Below are 26322 nucleotides of genomic sequence, written 5' to 3'. Positions count from 1 at the left end.
CAGCATTCAAGGCCGCCCTCTTGTAATTGAGCCGCGGAAGCACTAACCGTCCATCTTGGCAACCTCATGGCGGGGCGCACGAACTCGTTTCTTGGCCGCAGGGCGTCAAGCGCCCAAAAAGCACACCGACTTGTTGGGGAAGAGCGGGGGATCCAAGGTGGCACGTGGGAGATTGAGATCGCCGACAGGCAAGGCGGTCATGAGCTAAACTGGATATGAATGCTGCAGATTAGGGGCCTGTCTATGATCCGACCACCGCCTTTGGTGATGAACAAGCCGTTCCCAAAGGGACGGATCCGGGACGTATTAGGGCAGGCAGCCGAGGCCGCCGTCACCGCCGCTATACGCGACACGCCACTGCTGCGCCAGATTCTCGGGCAACTGCGGGTGGAGGGTTTCATGCGAATTGCTGAGCAGACGGCATGAGCAGGAAGAAGCTTAGCAATCCGTTTTCGACTGGCGGTGGAGGCGTCCTGTTTGAGGCTCATGTGCAAGCCGCCTTCGTCACCTTGATGATAACTGGTGGCTACGCGCCATGCTTTCCATCTAAGCCGATTGTAGAAATAAAACTTCAAGGCAAAGTTGATGGGTACGCAACCGACGACTTGATCATCACCACGGAGGACGTATCCAGCAAAGTGACTCGGAAAATGCTTGGGCAGGTTAAGCACTTCATAGCGTTTACCAAGGGCGATAAATTGCTGGGGGAGGTTTTGCAGGCGGCGTGGGATGACTACAGCAACCCCGCCGTGTTCAACCAAGGAAAAGATGCGATTGCATTGATTACAGGGCCGCTCAGTGGCGTAGACCAGAGCAACGTGCCTTGGATACTCGAACATGCCCGGGCAACCGCCAGTGCCGAAGAGTTCTATCGGCACGTCAATCAGGCGAACTTTAGCCCTGCCAAGTGCGGAGAGAAGCTGGACGCCATCAGGCATCACCTTGATGCCGCGAACAGTGGTGAGCCTGTGTCTGATGCGGATACTTTTCAGTTCTTGCGGCATTTCCACCTGCTCGGGTACGACTTGGACATTGAGAGCAGCGTGACGAAGTCTCTGCTTCATTCACATATCGCTCAATACCAGAAGGAACTCTCTGCTGTGGCATGGCTGCGTGTAGTTGAGTTTGTTCAGAGGATGAACAAGCACGCGGCGACCATAACGAAGAGCAGCATTCCTGAAGACTTGCTGGAGATGTTTAAAGAGAGGGCCCCGATTGAATTTCCAAAGGAGCTGTCGGCGAAGACCCGTCAATCAATCACCGACTGGACCATCCATCCTGATGCGAGCTATATAGCGATGACTTTGCTGATAGGGGCATGGAATGAAAAATAGCGACACCCAGGAAATTTCCAACCTTCTTGGGGTCAGCTATGAATCATGGCTCCCAAAGGCAAAGGAAGTACTTCAAAGACCGGATAGCCCTCTTTCGGTCAAGGATGGCGTGTGGAAAGTCTCACGTCGAGCCGAGCTGTTGCAGCTTTTGGGGCCACGGATTCTTGATCAGAACCTTGATGCGTTCCGAGTCGCGGCTGTCAAGGTGCTGAAGGAACGAGATCCCGCATTTGAGCTTGCGATAGGTGAACGCTACGCAGCGAGCATTTATGGAAAGGTACAGTCCTATTCGCCGGTCTTCCGTAAAGGATTAGCCGAAGGGCTGGCCTTAATTGGCAATAATCCCGAAGCGTTCCCCAATGCTTCCCGAGGAAAGGCGGAGGCAGTTGCTATTCTGGCTGTCAGGGAAATCTTCGCCGATGCAGACTGGGTTATTTGGGGGAGCCTGAATAACCTGCTGCCGTCTCTAGCTGAAGCAGCCCCTAAAGACTTCCTTGACGCGGTCGACGCGGCGCTTCAACTCAACCCATGTCCCTTTGATGAGCTGTTTGCTCAGGAAGGGAATGGCATGACGGGGGGGAATTACTTAACTGGCCTGCTTTGGGCGCTGGAGGGGCTGGCTTGGGACCCAGAATTACTTGTCAGGGTTTCAGTGCTGCTTGCCGAACTGGCAAGCCATGATCCCGGAGGCAACTGGGCAAATCGCCCGTCGAATTCGCTTGTGACTATATTGCTACCTTGGTTGCCTCAGACGCTGGGCTCCATCGAGAAGCGCAAGGTTGCAGTTCAAGCCGTGCTTGCTGAGCAACCTAAAGTCGGCTGGAATCTGTTGCTTCAACTCTTGCCAGGCCACCACCAAATGTCTTCCGGATCGCACAGGCCTGAGTGGCGAAAGTCTATTCCCGAAAACTGGGAGAAGGGTGTTTCGCGTAAGGAGTATTCGGAACAAGTATCCGCGTATTCTGAAATTGCGGTCCGAACGGCTGGTGTGGATCCGGAAAGACTGAGCCAATTGGTCTCTCGGCTCGATGATCTCGTGCGCCCGTCTTTCGACGAACTGCTCAGCAGGCTCAAGTCAAATGACGTCGTTGGATTGCCAGAGGGTCAGCGCAGGGAGATATGGGACGCTCTCGTCAGCTTCACCAGCAAGCACCGGAAATTTGCAGATGCTGAATGGGCTATGCCTGGTGACGCGGTTGAGCAAATTGAGGAGGCGGCCAAGACGCTCGCGCCAAAGGACCCCTTCGACCTGTACCAGTATCTATTTAGTGAGAGAGACTTTGATCTCTACGAAGAAACGGGAAATTGGCAGGAGCAGTTCAGAAGGCTTGAGGCGAAGAGAGAGAGTGCTATTCAAGAGATTTTGACTGTTCGTGGCGTCTGCGAAGTTCTCCGGTTTGCCGAAGCAGTTCGATCCCCGAGGCATGTGGGGCGTGCGTTGGGTGGCATCGCCAGTAATGCAACTGATCAGCATCTCCTGCCCGACTTTCTGGATCGCTCGACTGGGAAGTTGAGGGATTTGGTCGATGCATATATTTTTCGGCGTTACAGCGTCATGGGCTGGGAGTGGTGCGACGGCGTCGTCGAATCCAATTGGACTTTGAATCAGAAGGCCGCGTTCTTATGCCAACTGCCGTTCTCCAAGGACACCTGGGATCGCGTAATTAGCTGGCTTGGATCTGAAGAGGGCTTGTACTGGTCGGCGGTGTTGGCAAACCCATACCAGTCGGATGAGGATCTCTCGTTCGCTGTTGCCAAACTAATCGAATTTGAGCGACCTCATCCCGCAATCGAGTGCCTCTATAAAGCACTTCATGAAAATCAGCTAATCATCGTCGAGCAAGTTGTCCAGGCATTGCTTCTGGCCATTTCTTCCGCTCGCCAGTCCAGTTCGATGGACACCCACTATATCGGGGAGTTGATCAAATTCTTGCAGTCAGAACAATCGGTCTCTGAAGACGATCTCTTTCGCGTCGAGTGGGCCTATCTTCCACTACTGGGTTCTCTTGGCCACGGAAAGCCCAAGCTCCTCGAGCACAAGTTGGCGACGGAGCCAGAGTTCTTCTGTGAAATAGTTAGGCTGATTTATCGATCTCAGAGGGAGGATGCACCCGCTGTCGAACACGGCGAGGATGCAAAAGCCATTGCTACAAATGCTTGGCGACTTTTGCATGACTGGAAAACTCCCCCCGGAACTCAAATCGATGGTTCATTCTCAGGGTCCTGCTTCTCCCAGTGGCTGGCGAAAACCAGGGAAATTTGCAAAGAGTCGGGACATTTGGATGCGGCTTTGATTCAAGTGGGCGAGGTGTTGATACGCGTTCCCCCTGACGCTAGTGGGCTGTGGATAGATGCTTCTGTCGCCTCGGAACTTAATGTCAGGGATAACGATGGATTGAGAAGGGGGTTTAGAACTGCGGTCTACAACTCGCGCGGGGTTCATTGGGTTGATCCTACTGGGGCGCCCGAGAGGGAGCTTGCTGAGGAGTATCGCTGTAAGGCTGAGGAGGTTGAAAATGCCGGCTTTCAGCGGTTCGCAGTAACGCTCAGGGAAGTTGCTGAAGATTATGATCGGGAGGCCGAGCGGGTCATTGCAGATCATGGGATTAGTTCAGTCGAAGAGGGTTGAACATGTTTCTATATCGACATTCCGATTAGCTATTTTTAGTTGCGCCAAGCGTACGGGGTTTCTGCTTTCTCCACCTAGGCGGTGTTGAGCTCGCGCTGTCCAAGTAGTTCGCTGTAACGCTCGCCGTGCTGCCGGTCCAGCTCCACCGCGCTGCAGACCGGGCGGAAGTTGTTGGCGCGCGTCCAGAAAAAATCCATTTGAGACCCTGATGCGCAGGGAGGATTGACCAACCTGAGACCACACTGCTTGGGCAGACTGGTGCTCGAGGTTCTCAGGTGGACCAACCGGTCTTGGCCGGAATCGGATGTTGTTCGATGTGACGCTTGACCAAGTCTGCCGTGAGTTTGCTTGGGGAGGTGGATCAATCCGGCCTTACCTCCCGACAAGCCCACTCAACCAACCCCCTACAAGCCAGAAACAACCCATCCACAACTCCCTCATCCAGATGCCGCTCCGGGTCCGCTGCCACCCGGCAGCGGTCTGCCGCGTGCAATAGCTCCAGCACCGTAAGCGCGCCCACCATCGCGCGCTCGCTCCTGGCAAGACTCACGCGGCGGCCGGGCGAGACATCGGTTTCTGGCCAAGGATGCCCACCCGCCCCCTCGCAGCCGCGCATGCGCTTGAGGATGCCAAGCAGGTAGTTCAGATCGGGCAGGGGAGTGTCGTCGTTGATGGGTTCAACAACGCTGTACGAAGAGAAGGTGTCGGATTCGTTCATGGCGTCGGCTTCCGTGGCTGTGCTTAACAGCGCCACCGCGTAGCGGGGTGGCGGACGATGCGTGGCTGCAAACCGGGATGAAGCAACGAATGACCGGTGGGTCCGAAGACCCCCACGCACCGCCCGCCAGATAGGCCGACGGATTGCCCGCCGGCACCGGTTAAGGACGGTGCCGACGGGCAAGCGTAAACAACAGTCGTTGCTCATCGCGGGTTTGCAGACCCGGAGCCACCCGTTGTCGGTGGCACGTCATGGTGTTTACGCGGCCGCTCCGAATGCCAATAGAAATTCGCGAAGGAATCGCGGAATCCGAGAGCGAAGAACTATTGTTGCATGCGGCATCCGTGCATCGCGCGACGCCACCAGACGCATTCGAGCAACTGCTGTGTCGATTGCGATTCAAAGTGGCGCAATCGCCTACGCCACAAGCGAATAGCGCGATAGCCTGCTTTGCAATAGTTCTTAGCCCGCCTCGCCAAGCAACGGCGCGCGATCAGCCGCACAGCCCGAAAAGCGGTTCAAACCCGACACCGCCAACGAGCCTCCCAACTTCAACCAACGCGATCCTCAGCCGCATTCCCCACCAACAACTCAATCATCGCCCGCGCTGCCGCCGACTGCCGCCGATGCGGTGCATAGATCACCGAGAACGGCCTTGACCGCCCTCGCAGCTGCGGCAGCACTTCCACCAGCTGCCCGCGCTGCAGTCGCTCGCGCACGATGAACTCATAGCTCTGGCAGATGCCGATGCCCTGTGCGGCCAGCGACACCACGCCCAGCACATCGTCGGAGGTCTCGATGGACGAACGCGGCAGCCAGTCCACGTTGCACCCCTCGTCGCGGAACACCCAAGGCGCCAGCCGCCCAGTTCGCGGCATCACGAAGGGCAGGCACAGGTGCTGCTGCAGGTCGTCCAGCGTCTGCGGCGTGCCGCGGCGTTGCAGGTAGTCCGGCGCCGCCACCAGCAGCAGCGGGGCGTCCTCCAGCTTTCGCCCCACCAGCCCGCTGTCCGGCAGCTGGCCCAGGCGGATGGCCAGGTCGAAGCCTTCGGCCACCAGGTCCACGTTGCGGTTGGTGATGTTCAGTTCTACCTGCACCTGCGGGTACTGCCGCGCAAAGCGCGCCAGCACGGGCGGCAGTCGGTAGTGGCCATAGGTGGTGGGCACGCTCAGGCGCACGCGGCCGGCCAGCGCACCGTCTTGGGCCAGTACGTCGCGCTCGGCGTCGTCCAGCAGGCCAAAGGCGGTGCGCACCTGTTCCAGATAGAGCCGCCCGGCGTCGGTCAGGCCCACGCGGCGGGTAGTCCGCTGCAGCAGCTGCCGGCCCAGCCGTGATTCCAGCCGGGTGACCGCGCGGCTCAGCACCGAGGGCGTGGTGGACAGCGCCACCGCGCCGGCCGTGAACGAGCCGTGCTCGACCACCGCCAGGAACACCTCCACATCGCCCAGGTAGTCGAACTTGCGGCTCATTTAGCTCTCCGGGGAACAGATGTTTTGCGATGGGGCCAATTTATCGCCGCAGGGGCGATGAATAAAGTGACGGCCATTCCCCGATAGGAGCTCCCCCATGAACTTGATGACCCGGCTGGCCGCAGCGCTGGCCCTGACCTTGGCCGCCAGCGGCGCGCAGGCCGCCAACGTGCTGGTGGTGCTGTCCGACGAAAACCACCTGGATCTGAAGGACGGCAAGGTGCTGTCCACCGGCTTCTATCTCAACGAGCTGATGCAGCCGGTCAAGCTGCTGCTGGACGCGGGCCACGAGGTGACCTTTGCCACGCCGCAGGGGCGGGCACCGACGGTGGATGCGTCCTCGGTAACGCCGACGTACTTCGGCAACGATGCCGCGCAGCTGACGCTGCACAAGGCGCTGCTGGAAAAGCTGGCGCTGACTTCGCCGACGGCCTCGCCGGTGGTCAGCCTGGCGCGCATCGAGCAGCAGGGCTACGCGCGTTTCGATGCGGTCTACATCCCCGGTGGCCACGCGCCGATGCAGGACCTGCTGAAGAGCCCGGCGCTGGGCCGGCTGCTGGCCGACTTCCACCAGCGCAACAAGACCACCGCGCTGGTCTGCCACGGGCCGATCGCGCTGCTGTCCACGCTGCCGGATGCCAATGGTTTCGTGGCGACGCTAGAGGCGGGTGCGATGCCGGCCGCGCCGAAGTGGATCTACAGCGGCTACCAGATGACGGTGATCAGCAACGAGGAAGAAGAGCAGGCCAAGCCGATGCTGGGTGGTGGCGAGATGAAGTTCTACCCGCAGACGGCGTTGCAGCGAGCGGGTGCGACGTTCAGTAGCAACACCACGCCGTGGACGGGGCATGTGGTGGTGGACCGCGAGCTGATTACCGGGCAGAACCCGGCTTCGGCGCTGGAGGTGGGGCAGCGGTTGGTGGAGCGTCTGAAGTAAGCCGGGTTCTCCATCGCATGCGGTGCCGTGGCACCATGACGGGCTGGCCTCGTCCTTTCGGGCGGGGCCGTTTTCCCAGGGAAGCCCTCGAACACGACATGCGAACGTCCTTCTTCATTCTCTCCGCCCTGTGCCTTGGCCTGCTGGGTGGTTGCGCCAGCGGGCCGGAGGAACACGTCTGGAACCGTGAGGTCACCAGCGCCTTTGTGGCCGAAGACGGACAGCTGTACCTGCTGCCGCGCTATGACGCGCCGATGCGCTTCAATGCCGCGCCGTTCCGCGAATATCGGGCGCTGATGGACAGCCCGCTGCGCGAGGCGGTGGCCTGCGCGCAGATGTACTTCCATGAAGACTGGCGCGACCCGGCCAACAAGGCCAAGGTGCACGGCAGCTATGCGCTGCTGCTGCGGCCGGAGCAGGTGACGGCGGAACAGGCCGCGCAGTTCAAGCTGGAGCGGATTGAGGTCCCCCCGCGCGAGGCCAAGGCCGTGGAGGAGCGGGCGCGCTACTACCTGCCGATGGACCGGACCCGCTACGCGCTGGCGTTTGATCGCGCCTGCAATCTTTCACGGAAGGGCGGCAGCTATTACAGCGCGCTGTTCGAGGGCGACGGCGAGCAGGTGCAGTTGCCGGAGGCTGCGGCACTGGCGGAGAAGGGGAAGCTGGCACAGCCGATCAATGCGCGGGCGCAGCGGATCCTGCCGGAGCGGGAGGACAAGCCGGGTGTGGGTTCGGCGGCCGGTAAAGTGCTGGGCGCCGCGTTGGTACCGGTGGCGGTTCCGGTGTTTGTGTTGAGCCTGCCGTTCCTGGGGCCGGATCATTGGAAGTGATGGGGCGCTGAGGCGAGAGCCCCCCGTGTGGCGTGGACCTACCGGGGATGGCCGTCAGGTGGAGCGCTTAGGCCTCCACCTCAACCGACTGTTCTACGGCTGCCTGTCGCTGCAGCCGGGCCCTGAAGTAGGCGGCAACCTGTGGGTCGGTCGCGTAGACGTAGCAGCCCTTCATTCCTCGGGTCATCAAGGTGCGGTAGGTATTCCTGATGATGGTGTCCGCGAGTTCGGCGGCCTGGGCGGGGTGAGACTTTGACAGCTTTACGAACCCCTTCATGGTCTTGTCGTGCCGGTCCCGCGCGCGAGGTACGGTCTTGAGCTCGCCGTCTTCCACGACCAGGTCCGGCCCGATGATCACCCCGATGTAGTCGACTTCCAGCCCTTGGCAGGTATGGATGCAACCCACCTGGTCAATCGAGTCTGCGGAGACGATCCAGAGGCTTCCGTCCTTGTCCAGGTTCCATTGCCGCCGGTAGCTGCCGATGACAATGTCCATCTCCTTGATATTCTTCTTGCTGTTCCATGGCCAGCAGTAGCCGGCTACGACGCGCGCGCGGTTGTCGGCGTTCTTTGATTCGATGGCGGCATGCAGCGCAGTCGGGTCGTCAAATATCTGGAAGTCGTAACTGATCCCATCCAGTGTGGTGTTTGCGGTTGGGCGGATCTGCAGCACGTCATCCAACCATGCCAGGTAGCCGTCCGAGCCCGCACAGCGGAACTGCGACGACAGAACGTACTCCTCCACGGTGGCGCCACGGGCAATCGCAAATTCCCGGATGGCTTCCTTGGTGCCGATATCCTTGAGCGTGACCCGCTGGTCTTCATCAATGAAGAACACGCTGCACAGGGCAGCGTTGATCAGCTCCATGATCTGGTTCTTGCCCTCGTTTCCGTAGAATCCGCCTTGCTCGGTAAGCCGGTGCGCTTCGTCGACGATCAGAGCGTCGAACTGGTTCTCAGGAGAATCAATGAACGCCCCGGAACCGCCGAAGAAGTGGTGCAGGCGCGCGTTATCCTTCGATTTTCCGAGCGCGTTACTGTAGACCGCGCGCGGTGCGGCATTCTTCGAGACGTACTTGACGTTCAGGCCATCGCGTAGCGTGGCCAGGAGGTTCACGGCGACGATAGACTTGCCCGTTCCTGGGCCGCCCTCAACGATGACAACACGGGGTTTCCTGTCTGCGCGCGCCTGAGCACATGCTGCCTTGGCTGCCTCGAATACATGCTTCTGCTCGTCCAGCAAGGTGAATGCACTATTCCCTGACAGGAGCCGATACACTTCGTCGGCGAGTGCCTTGGAGGGGCGGATACGCCCGCTGTCCAGTTCGGCCAACACCGAGAGACCGTTACCCTTGCTGGTGTACTGACCAATGAAGGTGCGCAGATCCTGAAGGTCGGACGAGCCCTTCAGAAAGAGCGGGGCACGCTGGATGTAAGGCTGGTAGTGTGGCGAGTCGATCACGCCATCCCGCACATAGTTGTGCAGGTAGGCACAGGGGTGAAGCTGGAGCTTGCCTTCGTAGACGGCTTCATTGAAGCCCTCCAGGAAGGTGGAATAGGACCATGCCTGATAACTGGGGTGGACGCGTAGGTCTCCCGGGCGTAGCTCGATCATCGCGTCACGAGCGGAAGGCTTGATCACCGACCACTGCTTGAGTTCGACAATGATGACGTGGGGCGAATCGTCCGCGGCGTGGCCGGTCAGGACAACATCGATGCGCTTTCGCGATTGTGGGAGAATGAACTCCACTGCCACGCCGATGTCCCCGGGAATGGAGGGGTGATTCAGCGCGCGAGCGACATATCTCAGCGAATCACGCCAGGAAACGACTTCGGAGCTGCTGACCCTGGTGTTCGTGGCTGCCTTGTAGCTGGCGAGGATGACCTCCTCGATCTCCTCGTTGTTGCAGTCACGAAGGAACGCGTCCTTGTCCGCCTGATAGACGATCATGACTGCGCCAGCTTGTTGTACTTGGTGCTGACGCCACGAGAGAGGTCCACCGGGTACTTGGCGGCGTTCGTGGCCAGCTTGCTGCTGACGGCTTCACTCAAGTCGATGCCGAGCACGTCAGACAGTCGGATGAGGTACAAGGCTACGTCGGCGATCTCATCGCGCACGGCCTTGGCGGTGGCTTCAGAGGACGCTGCCTTGAAGGAGTCAGCCTCCGCCATCCACTGGAAGATTTCGTTCAGCTCTCCAACTTCACCAGAGAGCGCCATGACAAGGTTCTTGGGGGAGTGGAACTGAGCCCAGTCGCGGGCTTCAGCGAACTCCCTGAGCGCCTGGGCAGCGCCCCGAACCTCAACAAGAGGGTGATCCATGACATGGCCTTATACGACACAAGTTGGCCAATTCTACCCATCCCGGCAGGGCGTAAGCGACAGACGCTGTGATATCCGAAGAATCGGCGGGACGCAGAACAGCTCTGGTCAGAGAAGAGGGGCATCGCAACACCGTCAGTAGGGCGAAAGACAGCAGCTACAATGGCTTCCTGCACCCGATGGAAGCTCAGCATTGGAAGTGGGGGGTGATAAGGCGAGAGCACCAACGCGTGGCGTGGATCTACCGGGCCTGCGAGCAGGGCGTCGCCCATCCTGAACGATCATCCAGGAGATCTGTGTGCCAAGCACGCTGGAAACCGTTTTGAAGACTGTAGGCTTCATTGCCCTTGCGGCACTTCCGTTGTTGACCATTTGGTTCATCCAGCGGCGGAGGACGCTGAGAGCCCGTTCTGCGTTGGGATCAGGGCTGCGTTTGAGTCCGCCTCGCCGGATTTCCGGCACATCCATGACCTTGGTGATGGTGGATGGCAAAGAGGATCGCGAGCACTACTTCTTTGATGCGGCGTCCTTTTACCTGCGGCGCGGGCCGGTGCCCACGGCAGTTCCGCTCTCGCAGATCACCTCAGTCACACGAACGTCCGACGTCATCTATTCGCGCTATGTCTGGCAGGTGTGCTTCAGAAGAGCATCGGGTAGAAAGTGCGTGACGTTCACCAACAACCTGTCGCTGTTCAACCGCGACTTCCTGCTCTTTCTGGAGGCGGTGCGGAAGGCCAACCCGCTGGCGACCGTTGATCGAGCGAGCGTCCTCTTCTAGAGCGTGTTTGAAGTTCGGTATGAACAGTGTCACTGCAATGGCATCACAGCGCGCAGCCCATGTTCGACCGATGTGATCGATGAGAGATGGGCGTTTGTTGCGCGGTATCTGATGCCGAAGCATTCTCATGCGTGGCAGTGCAAGTGTGATCTGCGATGAACACGCAAAGCCCGTAGCATGGGACGAGGTCCGCTCGTTTCTGCGCGCGATGCGAAGCGTGGGCCTTGTCACCTGTGACGAAGACGCATTTGAGACAATTGTCGAGACGATTTACGTTTATGGCATGCGGTCAATCTCTGCGCAGTAGTTCCTGATGATGTGCCGATCGACGCTGGATGTATCCCTGATTCACGCCTACGCGCTTCCTCTCGGCATATGCGTGGCAGCAGCCGTGGTTCTGATCACAATATGGTTTGCATCCCGCTCTGGCGGCGTGCCAGCCAGGAATACTGCGCTCGGCTCGGCGCTGGCCGTTGTTGTCGTAGTTGCCTTTGGCCTCGTATATCAAGCGCGGACAGCGTACATCGCCGTTACAGATGGCCAGCTGATTGGGTCAGCAGCGTTTGTCCGACTGCAGCTCCCGCTTTCCAGTGTCTCGTGGCAGGACGCTTCCGATGCTTCAAGGATCAAGCTGCCTCACCGGCAACTTGGGACCAGCACAGGGGGCGTTGAACTTGGCAAGTTCCGCATGCAGAACGGTCGCAACGTCTTCGTGCTGCGCACGGACCGTAGCTCTGTTCTCGTCACAACCAGAGGGGATACTGACTTGATTCTGGACCGACGTCTTCACGAACAGCTCAAAGCATGCTTGGATCAGGTACGTGAGACCGGCGGCCATCGAGGAAGATTGCAATGATCAGCAGGAAGTACTGGTTTACCAGGAAAAAGTACGGATGGGGTTGGGGGATGCCGTGCGCGTGGCAGGGCTGGCTTGTGTACGCAGTCGCATTCGGCCTGCTGCTGGCGGGTCCGTTTCTGTTCTCTCCATTTCGCGAGCCCATCGCGTTTCAGCTCTACACGTGGGCCGTAGTGTTGGTCCTTGTCTTTATCTGCTGGATGAAAGGCGCTCCGCCCGGTTGGAGGTGGGGGGAGTAGAACGGCCGCAGAAGCTATTTTCGGACCTGTTCGATTTCGATCCGCCGGGCAAAGCATGGATGCATTGCCCTATGTCGGAGTCGGACAGTATCGCTAGGAGGCCACGACTGTGCCCCCTCTGAGGTGTACCGTCCGTTTTGAATGAACGCTGGACACTTCCCTCGGCGGGTACCTAACGCGTTCTAACCGTTGATTGACCAAGGTAGCGTCGCTTAAAGGGGCGCGCCGGTGAAGCTACACTGGCCACCTACGCCCAATGGAAGCTAGCCCATGTTCAGTGGAAAGGTTGCGGTGGTCACCGGTTCCACCAGCGGTATCGGTCTTGGCATCGCCATAGCCCTGGCGCGGCAAGGTGCCGACATTGTGCTGAATGGCTTCGGCGACGCGGCGGAAATCGAGCGCATCCGTACCCAACTCGAAACTGAGTTCGGTGTACGGGTGGCGCATGATGGCGCGGACCTGTCGCGGGGCGAGGCGGTGCGAGGCATGATCGACCACGCCGTGGCGAAGATGGGCCGCATCGACATCCTGGTGAACAACGCGGGCATCCAGCACACCGCGTCGATCGAGGAGTTCCCGGTCGAGAAGTGGGATGCAATCCTGGCGCTGAACCTGTCGGCCGTATTCCATGCCACGGCGGCGGCGTTGCCGCACATGAAGCAGCAGGGCGCCGGCCGCATCATCAACATTGCGTCGGTGCACGGCCTGGTGGGCTCGGTGAACAAGTCGGCCTACGTGGCGGCCAAGCATGGCGTGGTGGGGTTCACCAAGGTGACCGCGCTTGAGAATGCGGGCACCGGCATCACCGCAAACGCGATCTGCCCAGGCTGGGTGCGAACGGCGCTGGTCGAGCAGCAGATCACCGCATTGGCCGAGCGCGAAGGCACGGATCAGGAGACCGCTGCGCGTGCGCTGCTGGCTGAGAAGCAGCCCTCGTTGCAGTTCGTGACGCCCGAGCAGCTGGGCGAGATGGTGGTGTTCCTGGCCTCGGACGCGGCAGCGCAGATTACCGGCACGGCGCTGCCGGTGGATGGGGGCTGGACGGCGCGCTAGCTGGCCGACACGGGAAGACGTGCCAGCAGGGCATCCCAGTCGGACACGAAGCAGCCGTTGTGGCCGCGGTTGCATTCGGTGATCCACGCGTCCAGTGATTCGCTTTGTGCGCGGTAAGCGCTGACATCGCCCAGCACGGCGAAACGCAGGCGGTAGTTCACCAGCATCTGCAGCCATTGCCCGGCCATGCCGGAGCGCAGCTCGAAGAAGTCTGCCGAAAGGCGCTGCACCGGCACGGCAATCCACTCGGCCTGGTACCCAAGGGCATCGCCGACCAGATCGCGCAGGCCGTTGGCATCGAGTGCGGGGCCCTGCGGCGCGATGCGCAGGAGGCCGGTGGTGCCGATGTGTTCAATGGAATCATTCATGCTGGAGGTTCTGCAGTTGACGCAGCCGGGCGAGGATGTCTTCGCGCAGGCCGGGGATGTAGTGATAGGCGTCTGCGAGCAGGGTGACGTCCGCCGTCGGGACGAGCCGCTTCATGCGTTCGGCGGCGGCAGGGGTGTCGATGAGGGCATCACGCGCGCCCATGACAAGGGCTACCGGCGGATGCAACGCAGCCAGGCGCTCGTCGCTGATGCGGGGAATGCGCAGCGGACGTGGCCGAACCTCGGCACGGATCAATGCCAACAGGTCGAGCAGCGGCTGCGCACGTGCAGGTGCATGCAGTGGCGCGGGACCCATGACCGCGCGGCGCAGGCGCTCGCGTCCCCATCGGCCAAGCAGCAACAGTGGCAGCGCCTTGAGCAGGAATGCACGCTGGCGCCCGATACCCGAGGGGCTGACCAGGACCAGTGCGTTGACCCGGGCAGGCCTTCGCAGCGCGTAGTCCAGTGCCAGGAAGCCGCCGAACGACAGGCCCACGAATGCTGCGCTTTCCACGCCAAGTGCGTCGAGGACATCATCCAGCCATTGCGCATGCGCGTCGCTGTCCAGCGCAGGTTGCGTGCCTTCGCTGAGGCCCGGTTCGCCAATGATGTCGACGGCATGCACGCGGTAGTACTCGCTCCAACGTTCGGCATCGAACATCCAGCTGGCGGCATTGCTGAGGGTGCCATGCAGCAGCACCAGGGCAGGGCCGTGTTCCGGCCCGCAGCTGACCACAAATGTCGAACCGGCGCGGGTGGCGAGATGATGCGATTCGTGTGGTACCGGCCAGTCCGAAAGCACCTGGCGATAGGCGGCAAGTACGTGCTGCGTGGGAATGCCGGGGCGCTGCCGCTTCATGCGCTGCGGTCCTGCAGCAGACGCTGCAGGCTGACCAGCAGCGCCGTGGAACCTGCCAGGCCACCGATCACGATCAGCTTGAGCACATCGTGCTCAGGCGAATAGATCGTCTCCATGCGCAGCGGCTCATCGTCGGCCTCGCGGCCGGTGACGCGCGCATGCAGGGCACAGACCAGGTCGGCGGCACGTGCCGCACCGCATCCGGGAATGTCCACCACTGTGGTCAGCTGTGGGCGCGCAGCGGAGGGCTCACGCACGGTGCCGGTGAACACGTCGAGGTCTTCGGCGGTGATGCGATAGGACTTGCCGATGCGGGTCGCGCGCAGTTGGCCGCTACGGATATGCCGCAGGACGGTTTTGGGGTGCAGGCTGAGCTGCTGGGCAGCCTGATCGACGGTTAGCAACGCGGGGGACATAACGGAACTCGAGAACCATGTGCTCCCTATTGTTCCACGAAATGCAATGTGCGGGAGCGATTGGGAATTGCGCGGCGGCGGCGACAGGGGGCCATCTGCCCGGTGCCGCTCGCGCGGCCCAACCCTCCCGACGGCTACGCTGGCTTGGCAAACACATCCAGCCCCTTGCCCGTCTCCAGCAGCGACTTCAGGCTCGACAGCACGATCGGCCAGCCCTGGCGGATGCCGGTATCCATGCCGCTGCCCGGTTCCAGCTCCTCATGGGTAACCGTCAGCCGCACCATGTCCTGGTAGGGCACGATGTCGAAGGTGACCCGGCTGTAGGCGTCCGGGTTGTCGGCCTGCGAGGTGGCGGCCCAGGTGATGACCAGCCGCGAGGGCGGGGTACTTTCCACCACCTCGCCGACCAGCTCGACCGAGCGCGTTTCGTTGGCGCGCACATGCTGCCAGCGCGAGCCGGGCTTCCAGTCCGAGATGTTCTCGTGGCCCCAGTAACGGCGGGCGATCTCGGGGCGGGTGATGGCCTCGAACACCTTCTGTGGCGTGGAGGCGATGTAGATCACGTGGATGAAGCGGGTGGACTCTGCGGACATCGTCATTCTCCTTCCAGTTCGCGTTTCAGGTCATGCAGCAGGCTCAGGCGCTGCTGCTCGAACTTGCGTACCCAGCGCTCATAGACTTCATGCAGTGGCACCGGGTTGATGAAGTGCAGCTTCTCGCGGCCACGGCGCACGGTGCTGATCAGGTTGGCGTCTTCCAGCAGGCCCAGGTGCTGGGTGACCGATTGCCGGGCCATGTCCAGGTGCTCGCACAGCTGACCGAGGGTCTGGCCGTTGTCTTCGCAGAGCAGGTCCAGCAGCGTCCTGCGTGTGGGGTCGGCCAAGGCCTTGAACACCTTGTCTGCATTCATGCGGGGCGTCTTCAGTTCCAGTTGTCGATCCTGACGTCGCGGGGGTTGGGCTGGCCCTTGCCGGTTTCCAGCAGGGCTTTCAGGCTCATCAGGAACACCGCCCACTTGGTGCTGCAGTGGGAGGTGAACTCGACGCGTTCCTTCCAGCCTTCGTGGGTGAACAGCACGATGCAGTACTCGCCTTCCTGTTTCAGTGCGAAGCGTGCATGCGTGCCGATCCATTCGGCGGGGCCGGCCAGGAACTTCCAGAGCACCAGCTCGCCGGGAATGAGCTGTTCCAGCAGCATTTCCATGGCGCCGATTTCCTGGCCGTTGTTCGTGAAGCGCACCCTGACCGTGCTGCCGACGTTGCGGTCGCCGTGGGTGTCTTCAGCCCACCAGGCCGCCACGCCTTCGGGGGTGGCCAGGGTCTGGTACACCTGGCTTACGGGGGCCTTGATGCCGACCCGGTGTGCGATATCCACCATTGCAGGTTCCTCGCATGGGCCGGCAGGTGCCGCCCTTGAGTGGACTATATGCAGGTAACTACCTGCATGTCAAAACCGGTCACGAACGCCCGGATGCGGTAGTGCCGGCCGCTGGCCGGCATCCCGGTGGAGTTGGGTGCGTGCAGTTGCCCGCCAGCGGCCGGCACTACCAGATGCTGCCCACCCGGCCGCGGATAGTTGACAGGCCGTCAACCTACTAGTAGGTTGACGGCATGAAAGAGCCGCTCTCGCCCAAGGCCCAGGAGATCCTGGCCCATGCCCGCTCGCTGCTGGAGGCCGGTGGCTACAACGGCTTCAGCTACGCCGACGTGTCGGCGCGGGTGAACATCAGCAAGGCCAGCATCCATCACCACTTCCCCAGCAAGGCGGACCTGGTGCGCACGGTGGTTGAACTGTACCGGGCCGAGGCGCGCGAAGGCCTGGCGCTGCTGGACCGGCAGCTGGACGACCCGCTGCGGGAGCTCAACGCCTATGTGGACTACTGGTCGAGCTGTATTGCCGGTGGCACGTCTTCGTTCTGCATCTGCGCGATGCTGGCGGCAGAGGCGCCGATGATCCCTGCGGAGATTGCCGAAGAAGTACGCGGGCATTTCGATGATTTGAGTGGCTGGTTGGCGCTCACGTTGGAAAAGGGCGCGGCGCTGGGTCAACTGCGCCTGCAGGGTTCGGTGGCCGATGAGGCCAAGGCGTTCATGTCATCGGTGCATGGCGCGATGCTGGCCGCGCGCGGTTTCGGCGATGCGGCGACGTTTGCTGCGCTGGCACGACTGGCCATCGCGCGGGTGAGCGCGGCTGCCTGATTGATGTGTGCTGGGCCTGCGGCAACGTAGGCCTTTTCTTTGATTCAGAAGTCTACCTACTAGTAGGTTCAATCAACCCTTGGAGATGTTCCATGTCGCACTCTCTGTCCACGCTGGGCGTGATCCACACGGCCGTCAGCCTTGTACCGGTGTTCGCCGGCCTGTATGCCTTCATTCGCCATCGCGCGATCGACCCCGCGACACGCTCCGGCAAGCTGTACCTGCTCGGGCTGGTGCTGTCGGTGGCAACGTCGTTCACCGTCTCCAGTACGGGCGGGATCAACCCGGGCCACGCATTCGGAGTGATCGTGCTGCTGGTGGCGTTCGGCGGCGTGCTGGCGGCCCGGCTGCGCTGGCTGGGTGGCGCCGCACCTTACGTGTCGACATTTGCGCTGTCTTTCAGCTTCCTGCTGTCGCTGGTGCCGGGCGTGAATGAAACGCTGACACGGTTGCCGGCAGCGCATCCGATTGCTGCGGCGCCGATGGCGCCGGTGGTGCTGCACACGCTGCTGGGATTGGCTGCGGTGTTTGTGCTGGCCTTTGCCGCGCAGTGCTGGCGCATGCGGTCTCAACCGGTTCGCAGGCGCCCTTAAGCAGAGGCACCTCAGTCCCGCACCGCCATTTCAGCCAGCAACGACTGCGGTTCGATAAGTGCAGCCGAACGTGTGGAATCCACCCGAACACGCCGGCTGCAGAAGTTGAACACCCGACCCTCGGCAGGCGCGGATACGTCTGGCGTTGCGTCCGGCGTCTCGATCTCCAGCACTTCATCCACCGCCAGCGCCAGGGTTGCGCTACCGGCGTTGATCAAGAGCACGGCAGGGCTGCCGCCACCGAATGCCGGTTGACCGCTGAGCCTGCGCAGGTCGGCTACCGGCAACGGCTGCCCCCGTACCTCCAGGGTCCGCCGGCCCTGATGATCTGCGGGGCCGAAGGTCTCGGGGCCGCGTATTTCCACGGCAGCCTGGACGTCGATCGCGAACAGGGCCGTGCCTGCACGAAGGACGACGACCTCGAACAACTCGGCGGGCGAGGCACGTGTTTGCGTTGAAGGTTGAGCGGGTACAGGCATGCTGTGGATCTGGCAGGAACGATGGGTAACGCGGCTTGAATGATGACGTGCGCAGGGAGTACGCGGCCGCGTGGGACTACGCGCGCAAGGCGGCGGTTCAGCTGGATCCGACGGACGCATGGTGCGCACTGAGCGGGCCGATGCGCGGAAAGTGCGGACGCAGCAGGCCGACGAGCTGATCCATGCCCGGAACGGCATGGCCAAATTCGTCCCATCGCGCATTGACCAGGCCGGACACCATGATCTGCCCGGTGTCGATGCGGGTCATGGCCCAATAGGGAACAGCACGCGCGCTGATGGCCATGTCCAGTACCGGAACGACGGCAGCATGCGAGCGACTGTCATGGATGCGGCGCTTGACCGCCTCCAGCCCGTCGGGAGGACCTTCGACGTACTGGAAAAACCGCTGACCGTCGACGAGCAGCGCTCCGGTAACGTCCACGCGACGGTTGAACGTGGCAGAGCAGGAGACGATCTGCCGGAGGATTTCATCGGAAAGCCCAGCCGACATGTGGCTGGAGTAGGCAAATGCGTGGAGCATGGAAGGGGCTTCTTGTGACGCCCGTCACTATACGTGGGGCGCCGTAGCCTGCCGTGAGCCTTTCCTCACGCATCACCTGGGAGTGATGCGTTGGATCAGCAGCCCACCAGCCGATCCGCGCCAATTCCGCCGCGATGCTGGCTGCGGTATTCGGTAGGACTGGCGTCCACCTGGCCGCGGAAGTGCCGGCGGAACGACTCCTGCGAACCAAAGCCGGCCTGCTCGGCAATCCACTGCAGCGGCCGGTCAGTGGTTTCCAGCAGCTCGCGGGCGAATGCCACGCGCTCGCGGATCAGCCAGTCGATGGGTGACAGGCCGGTGGCTTCCAGGAACTGCCGCTGCAGCGTGCGCTGGCTGAGCGCGGCCTGCTCGGCAAGACTGCCCAGCGAGTGCGGCTCGCGCAGGTTGCGGCGCATCCATTCCATCAGTTTTGCCAGACGCGAGGGCTCGCCATGGGGAATGGCGCGGCTGACGCGCTGGCTGCGCCCGGCATCACGCCATGGCGCCAGTACCAGCCGCTCGGCCACCAGGTTGGCCACGCGCGCGCCGTAGTCCTTGCGCACCATGTGCAGCATCATGTCCATGCCGGTGGCCGAGCCGGCCGAGGTGATGATGCTGCCGGTATCGACGTACAGCACGTCCTCGCGCACATCGATGCGTGGGAAGTCGCGCGCCAGCGCTTCGGTGAGGCGCCAGTGGGTGGTGGCCTGGCGGCCATCGAGCAGCCCGGCCCACGCCAGCACGAAGGCACCGGAGCAGATCGAAGCGATGCGCGCGCCACGGCCGTGGGCACGGATGAGTGCATCAAGCAGCGCCTGTGGCGGGCGCTCGCTGGGCTCGCGCCAACCGGGAATGACGATGATGTCGGCGTCATCAACTGTGCTGAGGTCGTAGGGAAGCTGCACCTGCGTTCCGCCAAGCATGCGCAGCGCACCGGGTTCACCCGCGCACAGCTGGGTGCGATACCAGGCCACGCCGAGCTCGGGTCTTATCGGCGCGAACAGGCCCACCGCACAGCCGAATTCGAACAGCCCCTGGCCGTGGCAGGCGACGATGGCAACGAGCGGCGCAGCGGGGTCGGCGGGTGGGCTGGGCATGGCTTGATGCTACGGGTGCAGATGCATGGCGCTGAGTGGTGCGCGGGCATGAGGTGATGCCGACCAGGCATATGGAGCGGTCGCTCCCCTCTTGTAGAGCCGAACCCACGCTCGGCTCAATACCGGCAGGGGGATGCATCTGACGCCGTCGCGAAGAGCAGCCGAGCGTGGGCTCGGCTCTACAGACAGCAGTGCACCGGCAATGCCGCCTAACCTCATTACCAGCGGTCATGTGGGTGGCCGGATATGACGGTTGGGTGACGTGATCCCGCCTGTCGCGTCAGGTGAACAGGCCCTTGAATGGAAGCGTGTTTCCGGCCCACCCCCACGAGCCCCCATGCCTGTCGCCCACGCCCCTGTCCTGAGCACTCTCGCTGTCCTGATCACAGCCATCCTCGCCGCTTCGCCCAGCCTTGCGGCTGAAGCCGATGCGGATCCTGCTGCCGCCGCCGCGACGGCCAACGTGGCCGCGTCCACGCTGGATGCCGTGGTGGTGACCGGCTCGCGCACCAGTACGCGTACGGTGAAGAACAGTTCCACGCCGATCGACGTGATCTCCGCCGAAGACCTCACCGCCACCGGCCAGGCCAACCTGCTGGAAGCACTGCAGCGCGCACTGCCGTCGCTCAGCCAGATTGGTGGCTACCAGAGCGACCAGGAGAGCCTGATCCGTGGCTACCAGCTGCGCAACCTGTCGCCCGGCTACACGCTGGTGCTGGTGAACGGAAAGCGCCGCAATGCCAGTGCCTATGTGAGCGGTGCCAACGGCGGCGGCTTCCCAGGCCACGCCTGGGCCGACCTGGCGCTGATTCCGGTCTCGGCCATCGACCATGTGGAAGTGCTGCGCGATGGTGCGTCGGCCATCTATGGCTCGGACGCGATCACCGGCGTGGTCAACGTGATCCTGAAATCGCAGGCACACGGTGGCGAGTTCGCCGTGGAAAGCGGGCAGAGCATCGACGGTGATGGATCGCGAACCAGCGTGCGCGCCAACGTGGGCCTGCCGTGGGGCGCCGATGGCTTCGTCAACCTGTCTGGCGAGACCACCCGCCAGCATCATGCGATCCGCACCCGCCGCTACATCGATGGCTACCTGAGCTATCCGGCAGTGGATGCCAACGGCAATCTCGTTGCGCTGCGCCCGAACAACCGGTTGCCGGCCGGCGCATCACTGAACCCGGCCGAAGCCAGCCGCGATGCCGAGGCCAACACCATCCTCAGTTCGCCATCGTATGCGCTGAAGGCCTTCGCAGTGAATGCGGGCCATGGCCTGGGCGAAAGCGCGCAGTTCTACGCTAACGCTACGGCCAGTGACCGCACCGCGCAGGCGATCCAGAACTTCCGTCTGCCGGCGACCATCTTCACCACTTACAAGGCTCCAGGCGTGCTGAGCGTGTTTCCCGATGGCTTCCTGCCGGTGCTGGAAACCAAGGAGAAGCAGTACACCGGCACCGCGGGCGTGAAAGGCCAGATCGCAGGCTGGGACTACGACGCCAGCCTTACCGGCAACCGCAGCACGGTGCGCACCTATACGCGCAACTCGGTGAACTACTCGCTGCCATACCCCGGTTCGCCTACCGACTTCTACGACGGCAAGCTGGACTACCAGCAGGGTATCGCCAACCTCGACCTGCGCCGTGGCTTCGAGGTGGCTGCGTTCGCCTCGCCGCTGGAAGTGAGCGCAGGTGCCGAGTACCAGCACGAACAGTACGAACGTGGGGCGGGGCAGTGGGAGTCGTATACCGGCTTTGGTGCTGCGGCCTTCGTCGGCTATTCCACGGCGGACGCGGTGAAGGCTACCCGCAACAGCAAGGCGGTCTATGTGGGCGCGGCCACCAACATCACCTCGCGCTGGTATCTGGATGCGGCCGCGCGCTGGGAAGATCACTCCGACTTCGGCAGTGTCTCCACCGGCCGCCTGACCACGCGTTTCGACTTCACCGACGCGCTGGGCGTGCGTGCCACGGTCAGCAACGGTTTCCACGCGCCCAGCCTGGGCGCGCAGTACTACCAGGCCACCGGCAGCTGCCCGTGCGGCACCACGCTGGTGGCGCAGGTGTCTTCGCCGGCGGCGGTTGCACTGGGTGCCACGCCGCTGAAGCCCGAGAAAGCCACCAACTACAGCCTGGGCGTGACCTGGGACCCGAGCCCGGCGTTCCACCTGGCCGTGGATGCCTACCAGATCGACATCCGTGGCCAGCTCGGCCAGTCCAGCCAGATCGGCTACAACGCGCAGGATCCAGCGCGCATCACCGACAACAGCGGCACGGTGCTGACTGCGGCGCAGAAGAACACCATCGATGCGCTGCTGGGTTCGGCCGGCATCAGCATCCTGCCGGGTGATGCGTTCTATGCCAGCTACTTCACCAACGTGGGCAATACCCGCACACGCGGTGTCGAGCTGACCCTGGAGGCCAACCAGGAAACCGTGTGGGGCAAGCTGCGCTGGAGCTATGCGGCCAACGTGGGGCGCACCACCATCCAGAAGGTCAGCGACATTCCAGGGGCGCTGCAGGGGCTGCCGAACATCAACCTGCTGACCAAGAGCAGCGAGTACGCGCTGCGCTTCCGTACGCCCAGCTACACGCAGGTGGCGGGGTTGGGCTGGCAGAACGGGCGCTGGCGCTCGAACGTCGACTTCACCTACTACGGCCCGATCAAGCGCCTGAACAACGGCGTGGAGTACAAACAGCCGCCGGTGCTGGTGACCAATCTCTCCGGTGGCGTGGAACTGGGTGCGGGCTGGAGTGCGGCGCTGGGCATCAACAACGTGTTCGACAAGCGCACCCGCAAGGTGCCGGAGTACGCGCGCAGTGCCACCGATGTGGCGAGCATCGAGACGACCTGGGATTCGGGCGACGTGCTGAGCCGAATCGGGGCGTTCTGGTACGGGCGGATCAATTACCGGTTCTGATCTGGAGCAGTCGAGCATGGCTCGACTCCACAAAGGCGAAAGCAGCCGAGCATGGCTCGGTTCTACACAAGGCGAAAGGCGGCCGGCGGCAGTTCGGCATCATCGAGGAGCAGTTCATGTCTTCTGCATTGAGGGTGGTTGCAGTGGTGGGGTCGCCGACCAGTTCGGCGACGTCGCGCACGTTGCTGCTGGTGCGGCACCTGCTGGCGTCGCTGCAGCAGCGGGTGCATGCCAGCGTGGAGCTGGTGGAGCTGGCACCGATCGCGCGTTCGCTGGGGCAGTCGTTGTCGCGCGACGAAGTGGAGCCCGCCGTGGAGCAGGCGCTGCAGAAGATCGAGGCGGCCGGGCTGCTGGTAGTGGCTGCGCCGGTCTATCGGGGATCGTATCCGGGACTGTTCAAGCACCTGGTCGACTTCATCGGGCTGGAAGCGCTGGTGGATACGCCGGTACTGCTGGCAGCGACCGGCGGCAGCGAGCGCCATGCGCTGGTGATCGACCACCAGCTGCGGCCATTGTTCAGCTTCCTGCAGGCGCACACGCTGCCGATCGGGGTGTATGCCACGCCTGCCGACTTCGATGGCGAGCACATCACCAGTGTGGCCTTGCAGGCGCGGATCGCGCTGGCGACCGAGCGGGCGGCCGGCCATCTGGCTACGCAGGCGCTGGCGGTAGCGGCGCCGCTGCGACGCATCGCCTGACGGCATAACCGGCGGCGCTTTGCTTATGGCCAAGCCGCATCTGCATGGCCGGATCTGACCGCCGATTGTCGCCTGGCATCGCCGTGCCGACCGCCGTCATCTCTAGCATCGATATCGAAGCGGCATCGCATTGCCGCCCCCCCGATGAGGACGACCCCGTGAGTCTGGACGCAACCGACAAGCCCATCCTGTTCCTGCTCGACCGTGAGTTCGAGGACGGACAGATTCCCGGCCAGCGTTTCTTCTGCCGGCACAGCCTGTTGCTGGAAGGTGCGCTGTCGAGCATCGACGGCCTGGACGCGCAGCTGGACGTGCGCCGCATCGGTTTCGCACGGCCGCGCCGGGAGGTGATCGCCGAGATCGGCGAGCAGGACCAGTCGCTGCCCAAGCTGGTGCTGCCGCAGGGCGTGCGCAGTGACCTCGCGAGTGGCGTGCACCAGGACCGCCAGTACATCTCCGGTGCCGAGCCGATCCTGGCCGCGCTGAACGGGTTGCTCGGCATCCCCGTGGCCCATCCCTGAGCGAGGACGCGACCATGAGCTATCAGATCAGCGTGTTGGACAAGAGCCCGGTGGCCGAAGGCGCCTCGCCGGAGCAGGCGCTGCGCAACAGCCTGCAGCTGGCGCAGCGCGCCGAACAGCTGGGCTATCACCGCTACTGGTTTGCCGAGCACCATGCCGCGCCGACGTTGGCGAGTCCCGCACCGGAGGTGCTTGCGGCGTGGGTGCTGGCGCAGACTCGGCGCATCCGTGTCGGCAGCGGCGGGGTGATGCTGCGCCACTACGCGCCGTACAAGGTGGCGGAGAACTTCAACCTGCTGGCAGCGTTGGCGCCAGGGCGCGTGGATCTGGGCGTGGGCAAGGCACCGGGCGGCCTGCCAGCGTCGACTGCCGCGCTGGCGGCCGGGCGCCCGGCGTTCGCCGACTTCGACCAGCAAGTGCGCGACCTTGAGGGCTATCTGTCCGGCGCGGAAGCCGATGTGCTGGCGCGGCCGATTCCGCAGCAGGCGCCGGAGCGCTTCCTGCTCGGTGCCAGCCCGCAGAGTGCACGGCAGGCGGCCGAGCTCGGCTGGCGCTTCGTGTACGCCGCGCACTTCGATGGCAACCCGAAACATATCGAGGCTGCGTTCGACGCTTACCGCAGCGTCGCCTCGCAGCCGCCGTTGCTGGCCACGGTGGCCTTCGCCGCACCGACTGCCGAAGCAGCCGCACGCCATATCGGCGCGCTGCGCGTCTACAAGCTGCATCTTGGCCCGGGGCAGACGGTGAACCTGCCCAGCCCCGAGGCGGCTGCCGAGTATGCACGCCAGGTAGGTGTGGCGGACTTCCGCATCGAGGAAACACGGCCAAGCGTGCTGTCCGGCGATGCGCAACAGGTACGCGGCGAACTGGATGCGCTGCACCGACGCTTCGGCGTCGGTGAATTCATCCTCGACGCGCCGGTGGCCGACCTCGACGCACGCCTGACATCCCTTGAACTGCTGTCGCCCGCGCCGCGCGCGGCGGTGGCCTGACCTGCAGGAGCGATTCCCATGAGCACCACCCCGCGCCACATTCCGTTCGGCATCATGCTGCAGGGCCCCGGCAGCCACATGCATGCCTGGAAGCATCCGTCCAATCCGGCCGATGCCAGCGTCAACCTGCAGTTCTACATCGACATTGCGCGCACCGCCGAGGACAACGGCATTGCCTTCGGTTTCGTGGCCGATGGCCTGTACATCAACGAGAAGTCGATCCCGCACTTCCTCAACCGCTTCGAGCCGATCTCGCTGCTGTCGGCGCTGGCCACGGCAACGAACAAGATCGGCCTGGCGGGCACGCTGTCGACGTCCTACAGCGATCCGTTCACGGTGGCACGGCAATTCGCTTCACTGGATCTGCTCAGTGGCGGCCGCGCCGGTTGGAACGTGGTGACGTCGCCGTTGGAAGGTTCGGGCCGGAATTATGGTCGGCCACACCCGGAGCATGCGCTGCGCTACCAGATCGCCGATGAGTATCTGGACGTCGTGCAGGGGCTGTGGGATTCGTGGGATGACGACGCCTTCGTGCGTGAGCGCGACAGCGGCACCTTCTTCGCACCGGAGAAATTCCGCCGCCTCGACCACAAGGGCCGCTTCTTCCAGGTGGAAGGCCCGCTCAACATCCAGCGTTCGCCGCAGGGACAGCCGGTAATCTTCCAGGCCGGTTCGTCTGACGACGGCATCGCGCTGGCCGGGAAGTACGCCGATGCGGTGTTCACCCATTCGCCGTCGCTGGAAGAAACCCGTGCATTCACCCAGAAGGTGAAGAACTCGGCGATCGCGCACGGCCGCAGCGGCAGCGATGTGAAGATCTTCCCGGGCATCGGCCCCATCGTCGGCCGCACCGCCGAGGAAGCCGAAGCCAAGTATCAGGCGATTGCCGCACTGGCCACGCTGGAGGATGCACTGGCGTACCTGGGGCGCTTCTTCGATCACCACGATTTCAGCCAGTACGACCCGGATGCACCGTTCCCGGAGCTGGGTGACATCGGCAGCAACTCGTTCCGTTCCACCACCGACCGCATCAAGCAGAATGCGCGTGAGAAGGGCCTGAGCCTACGCCAGGTGGCACTGGAAGCAGTGAGCCCACGGCCGAACTTCATCGGCACACCGGAGCACGTGGCCGATGAGTTGATCCGCTGGTTCGATGCCGGTGCCAGCGATGGCTTCATTCTCGGCTTCGCCGCGCAGCGCGAGGGCCTGGACGATTTCGTGACCCAGGTGCTGCCGATCCTGCAGGCGCGCGGCTACCACCAGCGCGAGCTGGAAGGACAGACCCTGCGCGAGCATCTGGGCCTGCCGTACAAGGCCAGCCGCTATTCGACCGACGCCGAGCCGGCGCGGAAGGCGGGGTAGGGCGATGAGCGGAGAGAACTCGGTAGCGCCGGCTCGGCGTCGCTCGAATAGCGGCAGGCCTTGTACGGCAGGCCCCGATGCTCGCGCACGGTCTGTCCTTCCAGCTCGCGCTGGTGGTA

The 26322-nt window shown here is 62.9% G+C and carries 28 protein-coding genes; 14 read left to right on the top strand and 14 right to left on the bottom strand.

The features are described from left to right. Positions 1-267 precede the first annotated feature (267 nt). From O0J15_RS10620 to O0J15_RS10610, 3 genes are read left to right on the top strand one after another with little or no spacing between them, the layout of a single operon-like run. Entirely contained in the window at positions 268-426 is a 159-nt protein-coding gene (locus tag O0J15_RS10620; protein WP_155730707.1) for a hypothetical protein, read from the top strand. Next, positions 423-1334, top strand: coding sequence for a hypothetical protein (locus O0J15_RS10615; RefSeq protein ID WP_196757854.1), 912 nt, complete (start codon positions 423-425; stop codon positions 1332-1334). The genes O0J15_RS10620 and O0J15_RS10615 overlap by 4 nt, the downstream gene beginning before the upstream one ends. Next, positions 1324-3963 carry a hypothetical protein gene (locus O0J15_RS10610; protein WP_308305625.1) on the top strand — a complete coding sequence of 880 codons (2640 nt, stop codon included), beginning with the start codon at positions 1324-1326 and terminating at the stop codon, positions 3961-3963. Before O0J15_RS10615 ends, O0J15_RS10610 begins: the two co-directional genes overlap by 11 nt. Before the next feature lie 74 nt (positions 3964-4037). Here O0J15_RS10610 and O0J15_RS10605 read toward each other — a convergent pair whose 3' ends face one another. The 3 genes from O0J15_RS10605 to O0J15_RS10595 all read right to left on the bottom strand — a co-directional run bounded on the left by O0J15_RS10605 (position 4038) and on the right by O0J15_RS10595 (position 6150). Then, positions 4038-4160 (bottom strand): hypothetical protein, encoded by a 123-nt coding sequence (locus O0J15_RS10605; RefSeq protein WP_258009919.1) that lies wholly within the window; start codon positions 4158-4160, stop codon positions 4038-4040. Between the two features lie 164 nt (positions 4161-4324). Further along, complete coding sequence (locus tag O0J15_RS10600) at positions 4325-4681, bottom strand: hypothetical protein (RefSeq protein WP_308305624.1); 357 nt, start codon at positions 4679-4681, stop codon at positions 4325-4327. Between the two features lie 551 nt (positions 4682-5232). Beyond that, a complete protein-coding gene (locus O0J15_RS10595) occupies positions 5233-6150 on the bottom strand; it encodes a LysR family transcriptional regulator (RefSeq protein WP_308305623.1) in 918 nt (305 codons plus the stop codon). A gap of 97 nt (positions 6151-6247) precedes the next feature. Between O0J15_RS10595 and O0J15_RS10590 the strand changes: the two genes are divergently transcribed. Together O0J15_RS10590 and O0J15_RS10585 are read left to right on the top strand one after the other, a co-directional pair. Further along, complete coding sequence (locus tag O0J15_RS10590; RefSeq protein WP_308305622.1) at positions 6248-7087, top strand: type 1 glutamine amidotransferase domain-containing protein; 840 nt, start codon at positions 6248-6250, stop codon at positions 7085-7087. Positions 7088-7185: 98 nt separating this feature from the next. Further along, the gene (locus O0J15_RS10585) at positions 7186-7917 is read left to right on the top strand and encodes a hypothetical protein (protein ID WP_308305621.1); all 732 of its coding nucleotides are present in this window, start codon (positions 7186-7188) and stop codon (positions 7915-7917) included. 67 nt (positions 7918-7984) lie between these two features. Here O0J15_RS10585 and O0J15_RS10580 read toward each other — a convergent pair whose 3' ends face one another. Then, on the bottom strand, positions 7985-9868 hold the full coding sequence (locus O0J15_RS10580) for a DUF2075 domain-containing protein (protein ID WP_134735369.1): 1884 nt from the start codon (positions 9866-9868) through the stop codon (positions 7985-7987). Further along, on the bottom strand, positions 9865-10239 hold the full coding sequence (locus tag O0J15_RS10575; RefSeq protein WP_308305620.1) for a nucleotide pyrophosphohydrolase: 375 nt from the start codon (positions 10237-10239) through the stop codon (positions 9865-9867). Before O0J15_RS10575 ends, O0J15_RS10580 begins: the two co-directional genes overlap by 4 nt. A gap of 298 nt (positions 10240-10537) precedes the next feature. Between O0J15_RS10575 and O0J15_RS10570 the strand changes: the two genes are divergently transcribed. Beyond that, positions 10538-11017 carry a hypothetical protein gene (locus tag O0J15_RS10570; RefSeq protein WP_308305619.1) on the top strand — a complete coding sequence of 160 codons (480 nt, stop codon included), beginning with the start codon at positions 10538-10540 and terminating at the stop codon, positions 11015-11017. Positions 11018-12382: 1365 nt separating this feature from the next. Further along, positions 12383-13165: a 3-hydroxybutyrate dehydrogenase gene (locus O0J15_RS10565; protein ID WP_308305618.1), complete on the top strand. Its 783-nt coding sequence runs from the start codon at positions 12383-12385 to the stop codon at positions 13163-13165. Here O0J15_RS10565 and O0J15_RS10560 read toward each other — a convergent pair. The 6 genes from O0J15_RS10560 to O0J15_RS10535 form a co-directional block, all read right to left on the bottom strand. Next, positions 13162-13533, bottom strand: a complete 372-nt coding sequence (locus O0J15_RS10560) for a DUF4180 domain-containing protein (RefSeq protein WP_134732350.1) — start codon at positions 13531-13533, stop codon at positions 13162-13164. The two genes, O0J15_RS10565 and O0J15_RS10560, sit on opposite strands and share 4 nt — an antisense overlap. Continuing rightward, a complete protein-coding gene (locus O0J15_RS10555; RefSeq protein ID WP_188249789.1) occupies positions 13526-14392 on the bottom strand; it encodes an alpha/beta fold hydrolase in 867 nt (288 codons plus the stop codon). Before O0J15_RS10555 ends, O0J15_RS10560 begins: the two co-directional genes overlap by 8 nt. Next, positions 14389-14808 carry a helix-turn-helix domain-containing protein gene (locus tag O0J15_RS10550; RefSeq protein WP_308305617.1) on the bottom strand — a complete coding sequence of 140 codons (420 nt, stop codon included), beginning with the start codon at positions 14806-14808 and terminating at the stop codon, positions 14389-14391. The genes O0J15_RS10555 and O0J15_RS10550 overlap by 4 nt, the downstream gene beginning before the upstream one ends. A 134-nt stretch (positions 14809-14942) precedes the next feature. Further along, entirely contained in the window at positions 14943-15401 is a 459-nt protein-coding gene (locus O0J15_RS10545) for an SRPBCC family protein (RefSeq protein ID WP_058982588.1), read from the bottom strand. Between the two features lie 2 nt (positions 15402-15403). After that, positions 15404-15718 carry a helix-turn-helix transcriptional regulator gene (locus tag O0J15_RS10540; RefSeq protein WP_005416268.1) on the bottom strand — a complete coding sequence of 105 codons (315 nt, stop codon included), beginning with the start codon at positions 15716-15718 and terminating at the stop codon, positions 15404-15406. A gap of 11 nt (positions 15719-15729) precedes the next feature. Continuing rightward, a complete protein-coding gene (locus tag O0J15_RS10535; protein WP_308305616.1) occupies positions 15730-16185 on the bottom strand; it encodes an SRPBCC domain-containing protein in 456 nt (151 codons plus the stop codon). 233 nt (positions 16186-16418) lie between these two features. Between O0J15_RS10535 and O0J15_RS10530 the strand changes: the two genes are divergently transcribed. Further along, a complete protein-coding gene (locus tag O0J15_RS10530; protein ID WP_164133597.1) occupies positions 16419-17006 on the top strand; it encodes a TetR/AcrR family transcriptional regulator in 588 nt (195 codons plus the stop codon). A gap of 92 nt (positions 17007-17098) precedes the next feature. Beyond that, positions 17099-17599 (top strand): hypothetical protein, encoded by a 501-nt coding sequence (locus tag O0J15_RS10525; RefSeq protein WP_164133596.1) that lies wholly within the window; start codon positions 17099-17101, stop codon positions 17597-17599. An 11-nt stretch (positions 17600-17610) separates the two neighbouring features. Here the strand turns inward: O0J15_RS10525 and O0J15_RS10520 are convergent, their stop codons facing one another. From O0J15_RS10520 to ftrA, 3 genes are all read right to left on the bottom strand, one after another. Then, entirely contained in the window at positions 17611-18078 is a 468-nt protein-coding gene (locus tag O0J15_RS10520; RefSeq protein ID WP_164144331.1) for a chemotaxis protein CheW, read from the bottom strand. A 97-nt stretch (positions 18079-18175) separates the two neighbouring features. Beyond that, entirely contained in the window at positions 18176-18619 is a 444-nt protein-coding gene (locus O0J15_RS10515; protein ID WP_019661341.1) for a BLUF domain-containing protein, read from the bottom strand. Positions 18620-18714: 95 nt separating this feature from the next. Continuing rightward, on the bottom strand, positions 18715-19716 hold the full coding sequence (gene ftrA, locus O0J15_RS10510) for a transcriptional regulator FtrA (protein ID WP_058982599.1): 1002 nt from the start codon (positions 19714-19716) through the stop codon (positions 18715-18717). Between the two features lie 337 nt (positions 19717-20053). On the opposite strand from ftrA, the gene O0J15_RS10505 reads away from it, so the two are divergent. The 5 genes from O0J15_RS10505 to O0J15_RS10485 all read left to right on the top strand — a co-directional run bounded on the left by O0J15_RS10505 (position 20054) and on the right by O0J15_RS10485 (position 26203). After that, complete coding sequence (locus O0J15_RS10505) at positions 20054-22630, top strand: TonB-dependent receptor (protein ID WP_308305615.1); 2577 nt, start codon at positions 20054-20056, stop codon at positions 22628-22630. 116 nt (positions 22631-22746) lie between these two features. Next, positions 22747-23328, top strand: a complete 582-nt coding sequence (gene msuE / locus O0J15_RS10500; protein WP_308305614.1) for an FMN reductase — start codon at positions 22747-22749, stop codon at positions 23326-23328. 158 nt (positions 23329-23486) lie between these two features. Further along, positions 23487-23849, top strand: a complete 363-nt coding sequence (locus O0J15_RS10495) for a DUF3088 family protein (RefSeq protein WP_005409341.1) — start codon at positions 23487-23489, stop codon at positions 23847-23849. A gap of 14 nt (positions 23850-23863) precedes the next feature. Then, a complete protein-coding gene (locus O0J15_RS10490) occupies positions 23864-24841 on the top strand; it encodes an MsnO8 family LLM class oxidoreductase (protein WP_308305613.1) in 978 nt (325 codons plus the stop codon). Positions 24842-24859: 18 nt separating this feature from the next. Next, positions 24860-26203 (top strand): LLM class flavin-dependent oxidoreductase, encoded by a 1344-nt coding sequence (locus O0J15_RS10485; RefSeq protein ID WP_308305612.1) that lies wholly within the window; start codon positions 24860-24862, stop codon positions 26201-26203. Positions 26204-26322: the final 119 nt, after the last annotated feature.

The organism is Stenotrophomonas sp. Sm10, assembly GCF_030985515.1.
GTDB lineage: Bacteria > Pseudomonadota > Gammaproteobacteria > Xanthomonadales > Xanthomonadaceae > Stenotrophomonas > Stenotrophomonas hibiscicola.
This window is presented reverse-complemented; position numbering and strand designations above follow the sequence as displayed.